Annotated in this window: 16 protein-coding genes; all 16 read left to right on the forward strand. The window is 40.5% G+C overall.

From position 1 onward, the window contains the following. Positions 1–11: 11 nt before the first annotated feature. The 16 genes from NSQ52_RS07915 (at position 12) to fliF (ending at position 16557) form a co-directional block, all read left to right on the forward strand. The gene (locus NSQ52_RS07915) at positions 12–776 is read left to right on the forward strand and encodes a ribonuclease HII (RefSeq protein ID WP_058337357.1); all 765 of its coding nucleotides are present in this window, start codon (positions 12–14) and stop codon (positions 774–776) included. 28 nt (positions 777–804) lie between these two features. Then, positions 805–2538: a glycosyltransferase gene (locus tag NSQ52_RS07920; protein WP_160757709.1), complete on the forward strand. Its 1734-nt coding sequence runs from the start codon at positions 805–807 to the stop codon at positions 2536–2538. Then, entirely contained in the window at positions 2535–2810 is a 276-nt protein-coding gene (locus tag NSQ52_RS07925; protein ID WP_008344827.1) for a FlhB-like flagellar biosynthesis protein, read from the forward strand. Before NSQ52_RS07920 ends, NSQ52_RS07925 begins: the two co-directional genes overlap by 4 nt. Positions 2811–2986: 176 nt before the next feature. Continuing rightward, positions 2987–4147: an ADP-forming succinate--CoA ligase subunit beta gene (gene sucC, locus NSQ52_RS07930; protein ID WP_008344824.1), complete on the forward strand. Its 1161-nt coding sequence runs from the start codon at positions 2987–2989 to the stop codon at positions 4145–4147. A 22-nt stretch (positions 4148–4169) separates the two neighbouring features. Then, positions 4170–5072, forward strand: a complete 903-nt coding sequence (gene sucD / locus NSQ52_RS07935; protein ID WP_007499624.1) for a succinate--CoA ligase subunit alpha — start codon at positions 4170–4172, stop codon at positions 5070–5072. A 63-nt stretch (positions 5073–5135) separates the two neighbouring features. Further along, positions 5136–6038 carry a DNA-processing protein DprA gene (gene dprA / locus NSQ52_RS07940; RefSeq protein WP_058337355.1) on the forward strand — a complete coding sequence of 301 codons (903 nt, stop codon included), beginning with the start codon at positions 5136–5138 and terminating at the stop codon, positions 6036–6038. Positions 6039–6232: 194 nt separating this feature from the next. Next, the gene (topA, locus tag NSQ52_RS07945) at positions 6233–8308 is read left to right on the forward strand and encodes a type I DNA topoisomerase (RefSeq protein ID WP_008344821.1); all 2076 of its coding nucleotides are present in this window, start codon (positions 6233–6235) and stop codon (positions 8306–8308) included. Between the two features lie 70 nt (positions 8309–8378). After that, positions 8379–9683: an FADH(2)-oxidizing methylenetetrahydrofolate--tRNA-(uracil(54)-C(5))-methyltransferase TrmFO gene (trmFO, locus tag NSQ52_RS07950; protein WP_007499618.1), complete on the forward strand. Its 1305-nt coding sequence runs from the start codon at positions 8379–8381 to the stop codon at positions 9681–9683. 62 nt (positions 9684–9745) lie between these two features. Further along, a complete protein-coding gene (gene xerC, locus NSQ52_RS07955; RefSeq protein WP_039166693.1) occupies positions 9746–10663 on the forward strand; it encodes a tyrosine recombinase XerC in 918 nt (305 codons plus the stop codon). A gap of 14 nt (positions 10664–10677) precedes the next feature. After that, positions 10678–11223 (forward strand): ATP-dependent protease subunit HslV, encoded by a 546-nt coding sequence (gene hslV / locus NSQ52_RS07960; protein WP_007499614.1) that lies wholly within the window; start codon positions 10678–10680, stop codon positions 11221–11223. 16 nt (positions 11224–11239) lie between these two features. Continuing rightward, positions 11240–12640, forward strand: a complete 1401-nt coding sequence (gene hslU / locus NSQ52_RS07965) for an HslU--HslV peptidase ATPase subunit (protein WP_008344818.1) — start codon at positions 11240–11242, stop codon at positions 12638–12640. A 34-nt stretch (positions 12641–12674) separates the two neighbouring features. Further along, the gene (codY, locus tag NSQ52_RS07970) at positions 12675–13454 is read left to right on the forward strand and encodes a GTP-sensing pleiotropic transcriptional regulator CodY (protein ID WP_144678823.1); all 780 of its coding nucleotides are present in this window, start codon (positions 12675–12677) and stop codon (positions 13452–13454) included. Positions 13455–13743: 289 nt separating this feature from the next. Continuing rightward, positions 13744–14133 carry a flagellar basal body rod protein FlgB gene (gene flgB / locus NSQ52_RS07975; protein WP_017359092.1) on the forward strand — a complete coding sequence of 130 codons (390 nt, stop codon included), beginning with the start codon at positions 13744–13746 and terminating at the stop codon, positions 14131–14133. Further along, complete coding sequence (flgC, locus tag NSQ52_RS07980) at positions 14133–14585, forward strand: flagellar basal body rod protein FlgC (RefSeq protein ID WP_007499610.1); 453 nt, start codon at positions 14133–14135, stop codon at positions 14583–14585. The genes flgB and flgC overlap by 1 nt, the downstream gene beginning before the upstream one ends. An 11-nt stretch (positions 14586–14596) precedes the next feature. Then, on the forward strand, positions 14597–14914 hold the full coding sequence (fliE, locus tag NSQ52_RS07985; RefSeq protein WP_007499609.1) for a flagellar hook-basal body complex protein FliE: 318 nt from the start codon (positions 14597–14599) through the stop codon (positions 14912–14914). Between the two features lie 50 nt (positions 14915–14964). Further along, positions 14965–16557: a flagellar basal-body MS-ring/collar protein FliF gene (fliF, locus tag NSQ52_RS07990; protein WP_017359091.1), complete on the forward strand. Its 1593-nt coding sequence runs from the start codon at positions 14965–14967 to the stop codon at positions 16555–16557. Positions 16558–16562: the final 5 nt, after the last annotated feature.

Genomic DNA, 16562 nt, shown 5'->3' on the forward strand with positions numbered 1-16562 from the left:
CGGAAAAGCCAATGTACACGGTCAAACAAATAAAAGAATTAATAGAACAACATGCTGACGACGAGTCATACATTCGTGAACTATTGAAAGACGATACAAGAAAAAGTGTCCATAAGCTGATGGACAAATGGAACAAAGAGAGAGAAAAGCAGCAAGAACTACGTGCAGCATGGAAGCAAATGCTGCAATTTGAAACCAAAGCAAGAGCGCAAGGATACAATTGTATTGCAGGCATAGATGAAGCAGGAAGAGGACCACTTGCTGGCCCAGTTGTTGCGGCAGCTGTGATATTAAAAGAGGATACCGTCCTACTCGGTTTAAATGATTCAAAACAGCTATCTGAGAAAAAAAGAATGACCTATTATGAGCTCATTCAAAAGGAAGCACTCGACATCGGCATCGGCATTGTTGATGCGGCAACGATTGACGAAATAAATATATACGAAGCATCAAGACTGGCGATGGTGAAGGCTGTAAAGCAGCTCACTCACACACCTGATTATCTACTCATAGATGCGATGACGCTCCCGCTTCCTACTCAACAGGAGAATATCATCAAAGGAGATGCTAAAAGCGCATCCATCGCAGCTGGTGCATGTATTGCCAAAGTGACAAGGGACAAAATGATGGAAGAGTATGGACGCCAGTACCCTGAGTATCAATTTGAAAAACATAAAGGGTATGGAACGAAAGAGCACCTGGCTGCCATTCAAACACATGGCGCCACACCTATCCACCGGTTATCATTTGCACCAGTGAAATCTGTTATTTCATAAATATTTTGACACAAGGAGGCTGCCTGTGATGACAAGAGTTGAAGATATACATACTGCACTGAATAGTCGGCTGAATACAGCAGAATCTGTTCCGCTTAACACGGAAGGAAAGGAAAATATTCACCGGCTCATTCTCGGCAAAGTACTGAAAATGCTTGGGGATGATACAGCACTTGTTCAAATAGGTTCGACCAAAATCAAAGCGCAGCTAGCGGCTCAGCTAAAAGCCGATTCTTTCTACTGGTTCCAATTAGAACAAGAAGGTGGAGGCAGTCTGAGTAAATTAAGACCTGTTCAGCAATTTGACCAAGATCCTAAAACATTAAAGGATGCCGCAGCTAAACTACTAGAAGGTCTGTCGCTTAAAAATGGACTTGAACAAATGTTAACAGCTACAGCCTTTTTAAAAGAAAAACCGGTCATCAACGAAGCAGAGTTAAAAACGGCAGTAAAATGGATTGAACAACTTCAAGGCGCGGATATCAAAAAAGGCCTGCAAGCACTTCTTTTTGCTTTAAAGAAAGATTTGCCGATTCAACAAGGAGTACTCCAATCAATATTAGCGATGAAATCCCCCTCTACACTTCATCAGGATGTGACAGCACTGCTAGATCGATTAACACAGCTTCCGAAGCAATCAGAAGCCACACAGGCTCTTACACAGGCCGTTCGTACGGTTGTAAATGCTGAGACAACTGTTCATGCAGAAAAGCTCTTATCGGTGCTTCTAGGAGCAAAAGAAGGTCAAACGAAGCAAGGAGAAAGCTTGCAGCAGGTGCAGCCTCATGTCAATCCGGCTCAGCAAACAAAGCAGAGCCAGCCCGCCGCTATACAAGGGCGACAGGTGGATACAGTGAATCAGAACAGCGTGCAGCAATTATTAAGTCCAAAACAGCTCCCGCTTCAGCAAATAGAACGCATTCTGACAAGCATCACAAAGCAAGGCACAGACGGACAGCAGCAGCTTGATGTAAAACAACTCACATCACTGGTTCAAGCAGTCCAGCAGGCAGGGCCACAGGCTGACGCAAAGGCAGCCGTGCTTCAAAAGGAATTTCCGTTTCTTTCAAAAACAGAGGCGAACGCATTGGCAAAGGTCATTCAGCAGACTGAACCAGCATTAAGCAATAAAACCGATGTACTCGATTTACTGATGACGATGAAAAAAGCGATAGGTGTACGAGATGAAATTGGGATGCTGAAATTACTGGAAAAGGGCAGCCAAGATGTCAAAAGCCAAGAGCTTCACCAATTAAAGATGGTTTTAAATGATGCAAGGCAAGCTGATGTTCCGGAACCCGTAAAAAAAGAAATGGATCAATTATTCCATAGATTAAATGGGCAGTTACTAGTGCATCAGGAAAACCAAACAGTTAGTCAAATGATGGTTTCTTACCCTCTTTTCTCAAAACATAGTGTTCAAGATTTAACCTTTATTCTAAAAGGGCATAAGAAAAAAGATGGCTCTATTGATATTTCTCAGTGCCGTTTAATGTTTTATTTAAACATGGAGAACTTAGAAGAAACGTTAATAGACTGTACGATTCAGCAAAAAGTGATGTCAATTACAGTCGAGACGGCTCACGAACTTCAAGGGACCATTAATCCAATGATTCCAGCTGTTCGAGAGAATTTAAATGCCCTAGGGTATAGTTTAACGGGGATTACAGCGAAAAAGAGAGAAGAGCCAATTGATCCGTCTGACTTTCTAGATGAACACTTTCATAAAATCAGCGAGAAAGGGCTGGACTTACGAGTATGAAAGATTCAAAACCGCTTAGAAGAGCGGTCGCTCTACACTATGATGAAGAAAAACAAAAAGCGCCAAAAGTCGTTGCAACAGGCAGCGGCTATGTGGCTGATCATATTATTGAAGAAGCCCAAAAAGCTGGCGTCCCTATCCAAGAAGACCGTAATTTAGTAGAACTGATGCGCCACTTAACGCTCGATGAGGAAATCCCAGAAGCGTTATACGATACTGTAGCAGAAATATTTTCATTTATCTATCGGTTGGATCAAAAAATGAAAAAATAAGGTAAAATAAGTGTTTTGACTGAAAAATTTATATTTTTAATAAAATAAAAGTTTGAATGTTTAGAAGGATTTTACGATTTTACATAGAACCCTAGACATTCTCTTTTTTATTCTTTAAAATGAAAGCGCAGTCTATTTTATAATTTTTGTTTCTACATATGTTGGGAGGATGGGAAATGAATATCCATGAGTACCAAGGAAAAGAAATCCTAAGAAAATATGGGGTTTCAGTTCCAAATGGTAAAGTAGCATTTACACCTGATGAAGCAGTGAAAGCATCAGAAGAGCTAGGAAGCTCTGTATATGTCGTAAAAGCACAGATTCATGCAGGCGGCCGTGGTAAAGCAGGTGGGGTAAAAATTGCAAAAACAAAAGATGAAGTGAAAGGGTTTGCAGAGGAATTGCTCGGCAAGACACTTGTCACACATCAAACTGGGCCTGAAGGGCGTGAAATAAAACGCTTACTTATTGAAGAAGGCTGCGATATTCAAAAAGAGTACTATGTAGGACTCGTTTTGGATAGAGCGACATCAAGAATTGTATTGATGGCTTCTGAAGAAGGCGGTACTGAAATTGAAGAAGTAGCAGAAAAAACGCCAGAAAAAATCGTGAAAGTGGTCATCGACCCAGCGATTGGTCTCCAAGCCTATCAGGCGAGAGAAGTTGCGTTTAAAATTAATATTCCAACAAAATTAGTTGGTCAAGCTGTTAAGTTTATGACAAGCCTTTACAATGCGTTTATTGAAAAGGATTGTTCAATTGCCGAGATAAATCCTCTTGTTGTAACAGGTGATGGAAAAGTCATGGCACTTGACGCAAAATTAAACTTTGATAGCAATGCCTTATATAGACAAAAAGATATATTAGAATACCGTGACCTTGATGAAGAAGATCCAAAAGAGATTGAAGCATCTAAATATGACCTAAGCTACATTTCTCTAGATGGGAATATTGGCTGTATGGTGAATGGAGCAGGCCTTGCGATGTCTACAATGGATATCATCAAGCATTACGGCGGGGACCCTGCAAACTTCCTTGATGTTGGCGGCGGTGCAACTGCTGAAAAAGTAACGGAAGCATTTAAAATCATCTTATCTGATCAAAATGTCAAAGGGATTTTCGTGAACATTTTTGGCGGCATCATGAAATGTGATGTCATCGCAGAAGGTGTTGTTGAAGCGACGAAACAAGTCGGCTTAACATTACCACTCGTTGTACGTCTTGAAGGAACAAACGTTGAATTAGGGAAGAAAATCCTGAGTGATTCAGGCTTAAATATCACTTCTGCTGAGTCTATGGCTGACGGGGCAGAAAAGATTGTATCTTTAGTCAAGTAGAGCAGAAAGGCAGGGAACCTAAATGAGTGTATTTATTAATAAAAATACGAGAGTAATTGTTCAGGGGATTACCGGTTCAACCGCTTTATTCCATACAAAACAAATGATTGAGTATGGAACAAATATCGTTGGCGGTGTCACACCTGGAAAAGGTGGAACTGAAGTAGAGGGAGTTCCTGTATTTAATACTGTATCTGAAGCAGTACAGACAACTGGAGCAAATGCTTCTGTTATCTATGTACCAGCACCATTTGCAGCAGACGCCATTTTAGAGGCTGTTGATGCAGAAGTGGATCTAGTGATTTGTATCACAGAACACATTCCAGTTCTGGATATGGTTAAAGTGAAACGCTATATGGAAGGTAAGAAGACAAGACTTGTTGGACCGAACTGTCCTGGCGTGATTACACCTGAAGAATGTAAAATTGGCATCATGCCTGGCTACATTCATAAAAAAGGTCATGTTGGTGTTGTGTCTCGTTCTGGAACGCTTACATATGAAGCGGTACATCAGCTTTCAGAGGCTGGTGTTGGTCAATCAACAGCTGTAGGAATTGGCGGAGACCCTGTCAATGGCACGAACTTTATTGATGTATTAAAAGCCTTCAATGAAGATCCTGAAACGCATGCTGTGATCATGATTGGTGAAATCGGTGGTACTGCTGAAGAAGAAGCAGCTGAATGGGTAAAAGCAAATATGACCAAGCCGGTTGTTGGCTTTATTGGCGGTAAAACAGCGCCTCCAGGAAAACGTATGGGACATGCTGGTGCCATAATTTCTGGTGGTAAAGGAACTGCTGATGAAAAAGTAAAAACAATGCGTGAATGTGGAATTGAAGTGGCAGAGACACCATCTGTCATGGGAGAAACCTTAATTAAAGTGTTAAAAGAGAAGAATCTCTTCGAAGCTTGTAAAACGCATTAATGACACAAGAAGACTTGTTCTTTGACAAGTCTTCTTCTTTCTATCTTAAACTGGAGGAATGGTATGTACAACGTGTCCGAAAGAATGATTTTTCACCGCTTAAAAGGCCTCATCTCACCCTCTTTGTTAACAAAATGGTGGAAAGTCGATCCTGAGCTATATATAAATGAAGAAACACATCATTTCAAACAGGATCGATCATTACAAAAGATCGACTTTACCCGCTTACAACAAGCTGAAGAAAATGAATTCCCCATTTTTCAACACATCGTTCAAGCCTATTTAAAGCAAAATATTCACATGGTTCCCATCACATCACCTTTATATCCCAGCTCACTAAAACACATTTATGATCCTCCCCCAGTATTATTCCTAAAAGGAAACGTTACCTATTTAAATGAAGAAAAAAGTTTAGGTGTAGTAGGTACACGAGTGCCATCCTCTTATGGAGAAGCGTGCGTGAAGAAACTTGTTGGAGAACTTGTAGAGGAAGATTGGATGATTGTGAGTGGTTTAGCAAAAGGAATTGATGGACTTGCACACAAAGAGTGCATAAGAAAAAAAGGAAAAACGATTGGTGTTGTAGCTGGCGGCTTTCAACATGTATATCCAAAAGAACATGTGCAAATGGCTCAATATATGGGAGAACATCATTTACTGTTGTCAGAGCATCCGCCTTATATCAAACCAGAAAAATGGCATTTTCCAATGAGAAACAGATTAATTAGTGCCCTGACAAGAGGAACCATCGTGGTCCAGTGCAAAGAAAAGAGCGGTTCGCTTATTACAGCCTACCAGGCATTAGAGCAAGGAAAAGAAGTGTTTGCTGTTGCAGGATCGATCTTTGATTCTAATTCTATAGGTCCAGCTAGACTGATTCAGCAAGGTGCCAAGCTTGTTCATTCAACGAAGGATATTTTAGAGGAATTCTCCTTGAGTGGTGTTCAATATACTGAACTCCCATAAAAATATCGTTTGACAAAAGACATCGGAATATTTAATAATAGTGAGGATTTAAGTTTACACTTTGTTTTTCGTGTTTATAATGATGTTCATCATAAAGAATTTTTAACGATTGCCTGTTAGATAGGTGCAATTAACATAAATATAAATTTGTGAAATGGATAAAGAGAGAACACCTCTTAAGGGGGATTTTGAGTATGGCTGATTATTTAGTCATCGTTGAGTCGCCAGCAAAGGCGAAAACGATTGAGCGTTATTTAGGAAAAAAGTATAAAGTAAAGGCTTCAATGGGGCACGTAAGGGATTTACCGAAAAGTCAGCTTGGTGTTGACACTGAGCATGACTTCGAACCGAGATATATTACGATTCGAGGAAAAGGTCCAGTCTTAAAAGAATTAAAAACAGCAGCGAAAAAAGCAAAAAAAGTATATCTCGCAGCTGACCCCGACAGAGAGGGAGAAGCGATTGCTTGGCATTTAGCCCACAGCCTTGACCTTGACCTCTCTTCAGATTGCCGCGTTGTCTTTAACGAGATTACAAAAGATGCAATTAAAGATTCCTTTAAACATCCACGTATGATCGATATGGACTTGGTTGATGCGCAGCAGGCAAGACGAATCTTAGATCGTCTCGTTGGATATAAAATCAGCCCAATTTTATGGAAGAAAGTCAAAAAGGGCTTAAGCGCCGGTCGTGTTCAATCAGTTGCACTCCGCCTGATTATTGACCGCGAGAATGAAATTAATGAATTCAAACCAGAAGAATACTGGACAATTGATGGTACCTTCCTAAAAGGGAAAGAAAGCTTTGAAGCGAGTTTCTTTGGCGTAAATGGCAAAAAACATCCGCTAAAAACAAAAGAAGATGTAAAAGAAATCCTTTCGAAATTAAAAGGAAGCAAGTTTTCTGTTGAAAAAGTGACGAAAAAAGAACGTAAACGCAACCCAGCTGTTCCGTTTACAACATCTACCTTACAACAAGAGGCAGCGAGAAAACTAAACTTCCGTGCGAAGAAAACGATGATGATTGCACAGCAATTATATGAAGGAATTGATCTTGGTAAAGAAGGTACAGTAGGTCTCATTACATATATGAGAACGGACTCGACACGTATTTCCAATACGGCAATTGAAGAAGTATCTGCTTTCATTGATCAAACGTATGGCAAGAATTTCTTGAATACAACAAAACGTACTGCCAAAAAGAACGAAAATGCACAGGATGCTCACGAAGCCATCCGTCCGACTTCTACGCTAAGAAAACCAGCAGATGTCAAACACGTGCTAAGCAGAGATCAGCTTCGTCTTTATAAATTGATTTGGGAACGTTTTGTGGCAAGCCAAATGGCACCAGCTGTTCTTGATACAATGAGTGTGGATCTTGAAAATAACGGGCTTACTTTCCGTGCAAATGGAAGTAAGGTGAAATTCCCTGGATTTATGAAAGTATATGTTGAAGGGAAGGACGACCAGTTAGAAGAAAAGGACAAAATGCTTCCTGATCTGAAAGAGGGAGATACCGTTCTTTCAAAAGATATTGAACCAGAGCAGCACTTTACGCAGCCGCCTCCACGCTACACTGAGGCTAGACTTGTCAAAACCCTTGAAGAGCTAGGTATCGGCCGCCCATCGACGTATGCACCAACATTAGATACCATTCAAAAGCGCGGCTACGTGGCACTTGATAACAAACGGTTTATTCCAACAGAGCTTGGAGAGATTGTGCTCAACTTAATTATTGAATTCTTCCCTGAAATCATTAACGTAGAATTTACTGCGAAAATGGAAAAAGAACTTGATAGCGTTGAAGAAGGTACGATTGAATGGGTACGCATTATCGACAGTTTCTATCAAGATTTTGCAAAACGGGTAGAAAAAGCAGAAGCAGAGATGCAGGAAGTTGAGATCGAGCCTGAATACGCCGGAGTTGATTGCGAAGAGTGTGGTCATCCAATGGTGTACAAAATGGGGAGATACGGTAAGTTCATGGCATGCTCTAATTTCCCTGACTGCCGTAACACAAAACCAATTGTCAAAGATATTGGTGTCAAATGCCCGACTTGTCACGAAGGAAATATCGTTGAACGGAAATCTAAGAAGCGCCGCATTTTTTACGGTTGCGATCGTTTTCCAGAGTGTGAATTCGTCTCTTGGGACAAACCAATTGAAAGAAAGTGTCCAAAATGCGAAAATATGCTTGTAGAGAAAAAGCTGAAAAAAGGCATTCAAGTTCAATGTGTGAACTGTGATTATAAAGAGGAACAACAAAAATAGCGGTGAGCAACCTTGTTCACCTGCTTTTTTATGTCATCAAATAGAACTTACGAAATAGGAGAGTTGTACAATGAGTCAATTTGTAAATGTGATCGGAGCAGGTTTAGCAGGAAGTGAAGCGGCATGGCAAATTGCCAAGCGCGGAATTAAAGTTCATCTGTATGAAATGAGACCTGTCAAACAAACACCAGCTCACCACACTGATAAATTTGCGGAGCTCGTATGCAGTAACTCATTGCGTGCGAACGCTTTAACAAACGCAGTAGGTGTACTAAAGGAAGAAATGCGTCATTTAGATTCAGCAATCATCGCAGCAGCAGATGAAAGCTCGGTTCCTGCTGGTGGAGCGCTTGCAGTAGATCGTCATGAATTTGCAGCTAACGTCACAGACCGCGTGAAAAATCACCCGAATGTGACGGTCTTTCAAGAAGAAGTGCAAAGCATTCCAGAAGGTCCGACGATTATCGCAACGGGTCCTCTAACATCAGAAGCACTTTCAAAAGAATTAAAATCCTTAACAGGTGAAGAGTATTTATATTTCTACGATGCAGCAGCGCCGATCCTCGAGAAAGACAGCATCGATATGGATAAAGTGTACTTGAAATCACGTTATGATAAAGGGGAAGCGGCTTATTTAAACTGTCCGATGACAGAAGAAGAATTCGATCGTTTTTATGAGGCGCTCATTTCTGCTGAAACTGTGCCGTTAAAAGAATTCGAAAAAGAAATCTTCTTCGAAGGCTGTATGCCCATTGAAGTCATGGCCAAAAGAGGGAAAAAAACCATGTTGTTTGGCCCGATGAAACCAGTTGGACTTGAAGATCCAAAAACTGGGAAAAGACCTTACGCTGTTGTTCAATTAAGACAGGATGATGCAGCAGGTACTTTATATAATATTGTTGGGTTCCAAACACATCTAAAATGGGGCGATCAAAAGGAAGTATTCCGTTTGATCCCAGGTCTTGAAGAGGCAGAGATTGTTCGCTATGGTGTGATGCACCGTAATACATTTATTAACTCGCCAAGCCTTCTAAAACCGACGTATCAATTTAAAAATAGAGACGACTTATTCTTTGCCGGACAAATGACTGGTGTTGAAGGATATGTTGAGTCCGCGGCTTCAGGACTAGTGGCTGGAATCAACGCAGCTCGTTTTGTTAAAGGAGAAGAGCTTGTGACACTTCCAGAAGAAACAGCGATTGGCAGTATGGCTTACTACATCACATCAACAAACAAGAAAAGCTTCCAGCCGATGAATGCAAACTTTGGCTTGCTGAAAGATCTTGGCGTTCGAATTAAAAACAAACAAGAGCGCTATGCAGAGTACGCTAAACGCGCAATCGAAACTATTCAAACTATTTCGAAATCTCTGTAGTAAAACATTGCACGGGAAGCAAGATATGTGATACCATTTAAAAGCCTTAAAGAGGTGTAAAAATGACAGAGAAACAGCGTCTTGTCCACTTATTCATTGAATATTTGCAGATTGAAAAGAACTATTCAGCTTTAACGATCTCGGGTTATACTGAGGCGATTGAAGAGTTTGTCAGATTTATGAACATTCAAGGAATAGACGGTTTTGAAGAGGTATCCTATCAAGATACGAGAATTTATTTAACAGAAGCTTATGAAAAAGGCCTTACAAGAAGAACGATTAGTAAGAAAGTCTCTGCACTTCGCAGCTTTTATAAATTTTTATTAAGAGAACAGCTTGTGAAAGAAAATCCTTTTTTACTCGTTAGCTTACCAAAGCAGGATAAGCGAATTCCTTCATTTTTGTATGAAGAGGAGCTAAAAGAGCTATTTACAGTTTCTGATGTAAATACACCGCTTGGTCAAAGAAATCAAGCCATTTTAGAACTTCTTTATGCAACAGGTATGAGGGTCAGTGAGTTATGTTCATTAAAAGAATCTGATCTTGATTTATCGATGGATACAGTGCTTGTTCATGGGAAAGGCAGCAAACAACGGTATGTACCTTTCGGCTCTTATGCACATGAAGCGCTCTCCACATATTTAGAGGATGGAAGGCAGAAGCTGAAAGTGAAGGGAAAGGATCGTGCTGATTCACATGTGTTTTTGAATCAGCGCGGAGCTCCTCTTACAGACAGAGGCGTTCGATTCATTCTAACTGAATTAATGAAAAAGGCGTCTGGCACATTACATATCCATCCTCACATGTTAAGGCACACCTTTGCTACGCATCTTTTAAACGAGGGAGCGGATTTAAGAAGTGTTCAAGAACTTCTCGGTCACTCAAATTTATCATCAACACAGGTGTACACACATGTATCAAAAGATTCTTTAAGAAAAACGTACATGTCTCATCACCCAAGGGCTTTTAAACGATCCTAAAAGGAGGTTTTTTCATGTCATCATTTCATGCAACCACAATCTTTGCCGTTCAACATAAAGGAAAAAGTGCGATGGCTGGAGACGGTCAAGTCACTTTTGGGCAGGCTGTCGTTATGAAACACACAGCAAAAAAAGTGCGCCGTCTTTTCGGAGGCAAAGTACTCGCAGGTTTTGCTGGTTCAGTTGCAGATGCATTTACACTCTTTGAGAAGTTTGAAACGAAGCTTGAAGAATACGGTGGTAACCTAAAACGAGCAGCTGTAGAACTGGCGAAAGAATGGCGAAGTGACAAGATGCTCAGACAGCTTGAGGCCATGCTGATCGTCATGAATAAAGAAAGCATCCTGCTCGTATCTGGAACAGGAGAGGTCATCGAGCCAGACGATGGCATTTTGGCTATCGGGTCAGGCGGTAACTACGCGCTTAGCGCCGGGAGAGCACTCAAAAAACATGCAGGTGACCATCTCTCAGCTCGAGAGATTGCAAAGGCGGCTCTTGAAACGGCCGGAGAAATCTGTGTCTACACGAACGATCAAATCACTTTAGAAGAGCTTGAATAGAAAGGACATGAGACGTATGGAGAAAAAGCCGTTCACCCCAAGAGAGATAGTTGAAAAGCTCGATCAGTACATTATTGGTCAGCTTGATGCGAAAAAAGCAGTGGCGGTGGCTTTAAGAAACCGTTACAGAAGAAGTCTTTTACATGATAAGCTAAAGGATGAAGTCGTTCCTAAAAACATCTTAATGATTGGTCCGACAGGTGTGGGGAAAACAGAAATTGCCCGCAGAATTGCAAGGATTTCTGGTGCACCTTTCATTAAAGTGGAAGCGACGAAGTTTACTGAAGTTGGATATGTCGGACGTGACGTAGAATCAATGGTCAGAGATTTAGTGGAAACAGCAATCAGACTAGTCAAAGAAGAAAAAATGAAGGATGTTCAAGAAGAAGCGGAAAAACAAGCAAACAAACGGCTTGTTCATCTACTTGTTCCTGGAAAGAAAAAAAGTCAGTCTGTGAAAAATCCTTTTGAGATGCTGTTTGGTGGTTCTGATGCTGATGAAAGTGATCGAGATCACTCAAGTGAAGAAGTAGAGCTTGAGTCGACGAGAAAACGCATTGCGCACCAGCTGGCGATGGGTGAACTTGAAGACCATTACGTCACGATTGAAGTTGAAGAGCAGCAGCCTTCCATGTTTGATATGCTTCAAGGCTCGGGTATGGAGCAAATGGGTATGAACATGCAGGATGCGCTTAGCAATCTCATGCCTAAAAAGAAAAAACGCAGAAAGCTGACCGTCAGAGAAGCGAGAAAAGCGTTAACTGCTGAGGAAGCTTCAAAACTGATTGATATGGATGAAGTCGGTCAGGAAGCCGTGCAAAAAGCAGAGCAGCAAGGAATAATCTTTATCGATGAGATCGATAAAATTGCCAAAAGCGGTGGTGCATCGTCTGCAGATGTTTCTCGTGAAGGGGTTCAACGTGATATTTTACCGATTGTAGAAGGTTCCACTGTGATGACGAAGTATGGGGCTGTGAAAACAGATCATGTTCTATTTGTAGCAGCAGGCGCTTTTCATATGGCGAAACCCTCGGATTTGATTCCAGAGCTTCAAGGACGCTTCCCAATCCGTGTAGAATTAGATAAATTAAGTATAGAAGACTTTGTGAAAATCTTAACGGAACCAGATAACGCGTTATTAAAGCAATATAAGGCTCTACTTGAAACAGAAGGTATATCTCTTGAATTTTCTGACGATGCTATTCATAAGATTGCCGAAGTGGCTTATCACGTCAATCAGGAGACGGATAACATCGGTGCAAGAAGGCTTCACACCATACTTGAGAAGCTGCTAGAAGAGCTCTCATTTGAGGCGCCTGATATTACGATGGAAACAGTGACCATTACCCCTCAGTATGTAGAAGAGAAGCTAGGAAAGATTGCAAATAATAAAGACTTAAGTCAATTTATACTTTAACAAATGAATAAAGTAATCTAGGAGGATCATTATTATGGCGTTACTACAAAAAACAAGGATTATTAACTCGATGCTGCAAGATGCAGCGGGGAAGCCGGTTAATTTCAAAGAAATGGCAGAAACATTGAGAGATGTCATTGATTCAAACATTTTCGTTTTAAGCAGAAGAGGGAAACTTCTTGGCTACTCCATTAACCAGCAGATTGAAAATGCACGTATGAAAAAAATGTTGGAAGATCGTCAGTTCCCTGAAGAATATACAAAGAGTCTATTCAACATCCCTGAAACATCTTCAAATCTTGACATCAACAGTGAGTATACAGCTTTCCCGATTGAGAACCGTGATTTATTCCAATCAGGTTTGACAACGATTGTACCAATCATCGGAGGCGGAGATCGCTTAGGGACGTTAATCCTTTCTCGTTTGCAAGATACATTCACAGATGATGATTTAATTCTTGCTGAATACGGTGCAACAGTTGTTGGAATGGAGATCCTTCGTGAGAAGTCAGAGGAAATCGAAGAAGAAGCAAGAAGTAAAGCAGTTGTCCAAATGGCGATTAGTTCTCTTTCATATAGTGAGCTTGAAGCCATTGAACACATCTTTGAAGAACTTGATGGCAACGAAGGGCTTCTAGTGGCAAGTAAGATTGCAGACCGTGTAGGAATCACTCGTTCAGTGATCGTAAACGCACTGCGTAAGTTAGAAAGTGCAGGCGTTATTGAATCACGTTCTCTTGGAATGAAGGGAACATACATCAAAGTATTAAACAATAAATTTTTAATTGAACTTGAAAATTTAAAATCTCACTAATCAGAAAACCCCTTTTCGGCCGAAATAAATGTTGAAAAGGGGTTTTTTGTATGAAAAAAGAGGATTTGTCCGAAAAATGACACTCTTTTTCCCAAGAAACCCCTTACAATTCTGTAGTGCTTTGAATCTAGGCCTTTATACCTATTCGTAAAATAGATATATATTACGAGTTTTTTTTACAATTACATCATAGACTTTAATCCTATTATTTCTTACAATGAACATATGGTTTTACAAATCTCGACATGATTAAATGGAATGAAATACATATGATTGGAGGTATATGGTTTTGGATATATTTTCTGGAACGATAAGCAACCTTGAGAATGCCTTGGGCAGAGCGAATGTTAAGCAAAAAGTCATAAGCAATAATATCGCGAATATAGACACACCGAACTACAAGTCTAAAAAAGTTGCATTCCACGACATGCTAAATGATGCGTCAATCAAATTAGATGCTAAAAAAACATACCAAGGTCACATTGATTTTTCTAAAACAGGGTCTAATTATTCAGTTGTTTCGAGTAACCGTACTTCTTATCAAGAAAACGGAAATAATGTCGATATTGATCAAGAGATGAGTGAACTCGCTAAAAACCAAATTCAGTATAATGCGTTGGTTGAAAGAATGAGCGGAAAGTTCAATTCTCTTAAAACAGTTTTGACAGGAGGTAAGTGATGTCGATTTTTTCAGGCGTGAACGCTTCGGCCTCAGCATTAACAGCACAGAGGCTCAGAATGGACGTTGTATCCTCTAACCTTGCGAATATGGATACAACAAGAGCTAAACAGGTTGATGGCAAGTGGGAGCCTTATAGACGCAAGCTCGTCACATTACAGCCGTCAGGTGAATCATTTTCATCTATATTGAACTCAAGCATGAATTCGAGCGGCAAATTAGGAAACGGCGTCAAAGTAACAAAAATTACTGAAGACGAAACTCCATTCAACCTTCAATATGATCCTACAAATCCCGATGCCAATGAAAATGGATATGTTCAAACACCAAACGTTGATCCATTAAAGGAAATGGTTGATCTCATCAGCAGCTCAAGATCATATGAAGCAAACGTGACTGCGCTGAATGCGAATAAAAGCATGCTGATGAAAGCTTTAGAAATAGGAAAGTAAGGTGAAAAGAATTGGTTAACGCAATATCTCCTTTCCAGCTTCAAACCGCTCAGCAAGCAAGTGAATTGACGAATGCATCGTCTGTGCAGGCGGCTGCACCTAAAAGTCAAACGAATTTCTCTGATGTGCTGAAGAATTCCATTGAGGCATTAAATCAATCACAGCTGAAATCAGACCAGTATACGAATGCTCTCGCACAAGGGAAAGATGTCAATCTCGATGAAGTCATGATTGCTTCACAAAAAGCGAGTGTGACACTCACAGCTGCAACCGAGTTTCGGAATAAAGCAGTCGAAGCGTACCAAGAGATTATGAGAATGCAGATGTAGGAGGTGCTGGTGGACAAAAAATAGACTGAATGGAATGACCGGGGGTTAAGATGAATCGTACTTTAATGCAATTAAGAACAAAAACAGTTGAGTTTTGGCGAAATCGATCAAAATTACAAAAAATACTCATGATTGGCGGCGTAGCTGCCCTAGCAATCATTATTACGGTTGTTAGCATCTTTGCTTCTTCTGAAAAAATGGTTCCGTTGTTTAGAGATTTGTCTGAGGCAGAAGCAGGACAAATCAAACAGGAACTGGATGGCAAAAACGTTAAATCGGAACTTGCAAATAACGGAACGACGATTTTAGTTCCAGAAAAGCAAGCAGACACTTTAAAAGTAACACTTGCATCAGAAGGACTTCCTAAAACAGGGAATATTGATTACTCCTTCTTTGCGAACAATTCCGGCTTCGGTTTAACAGATAATGAATTTGATGTTCTGAAAGTAGACGCAACTCAGACAGAACTATCCAATCTGATCAACACGATTGATGGGATTAAAGATTCAAAGGTTATGATTAACCTGCCAAAAGATTCCGTTTTTGTTGGAGAAGAGCAAAGTAATGCATCAGCATCAATTGTGCTGCAAGTTCAACCAGGCTACACGCTTACTCAGCAACAAGTAAAAGGCCTTTATCATCTTATTTCAAAAAGTGTGCCGAATTTAAAAACAGAAAACATTGTCATTATGGACCAAGATTCCAACTACTATGACTTAAACAGCAGCTCAGATTCCTATGCAAGTGGAATGGATGCACAGCAGCAGAAAAAAGAGGAGATTGAAAAGAATCTTCAACGAAAAATTCAACAGCTGCTTGGAACGATGATGGGTCAAGAGAAAGTTGCCGTATCGGTCACTACAGACATTGATTTTACTGAAGAAAAAAGAAAAGAAGATCTTGTCGAACCAGTTGATCAAGAAAACATGCAAGGAATTGCTGTCAGCGCTGAAAAGATTGCTGAAACTTATTCAGGCAATGGCGCAGCAGCTGGAGGCACCGCTGGAACAGGTGACGATGATGTCACAAATTATCAAGGCGCCGATGGAACGAACGGAAGCGGAGATTACGAAAAGAGCGAAGATCGTATCAATTATGAAGTCAACCGCATTCATAAAGATATCAAAGAAAGTCCTTATAAAATCAGAGACGTTGGCATTCAGGCACTGGTTGAACCGCCTACTGCAAACGATCCGAATTCATTAACTGCTGAAAGGCAGGATGATATCAAAAAAATTCTTTCAACCATCATCAGTACATCGATTGATAAAGAATACACAAACGGTCAAGCGCTCACTCAAGCTGACTTAGATAACAAAATCGTTTTATCTGTATCAAAATTAGACGGTAAACAGCAAACGGCAGCAGAAAACCCTTCAAACAATATTCCAATTTGGGTTTATATTGTTGGCGGTGTGCTACTACTCGCCATTATCGCTCTCATCATTCTTCTCGTACGTAAGCGAAGAAAAGAAGAGGAAGAAGAGTTTGAGTTTGATGAACGTACACCAATTCATGTTCCTGATATCGATACTGAGCCAGAAACAGAAGAAATGGTGAGAAAAAATCAGCTTGAAAAAATGGCAAAAGATAAACCAGAAGACTTTGCTAAATTGCTACGCAGCTGGCTGTCCGAGGATTAGGAGGA

The organism is Bacillus sp. FSL W8-1141, from assembly GCF_038593205.1.
Taxonomy (GTDB): domain Bacteria; phylum Bacillota; class Bacilli; order Bacillales; family Bacillaceae; genus Bacillus; species Bacillus altitudinis.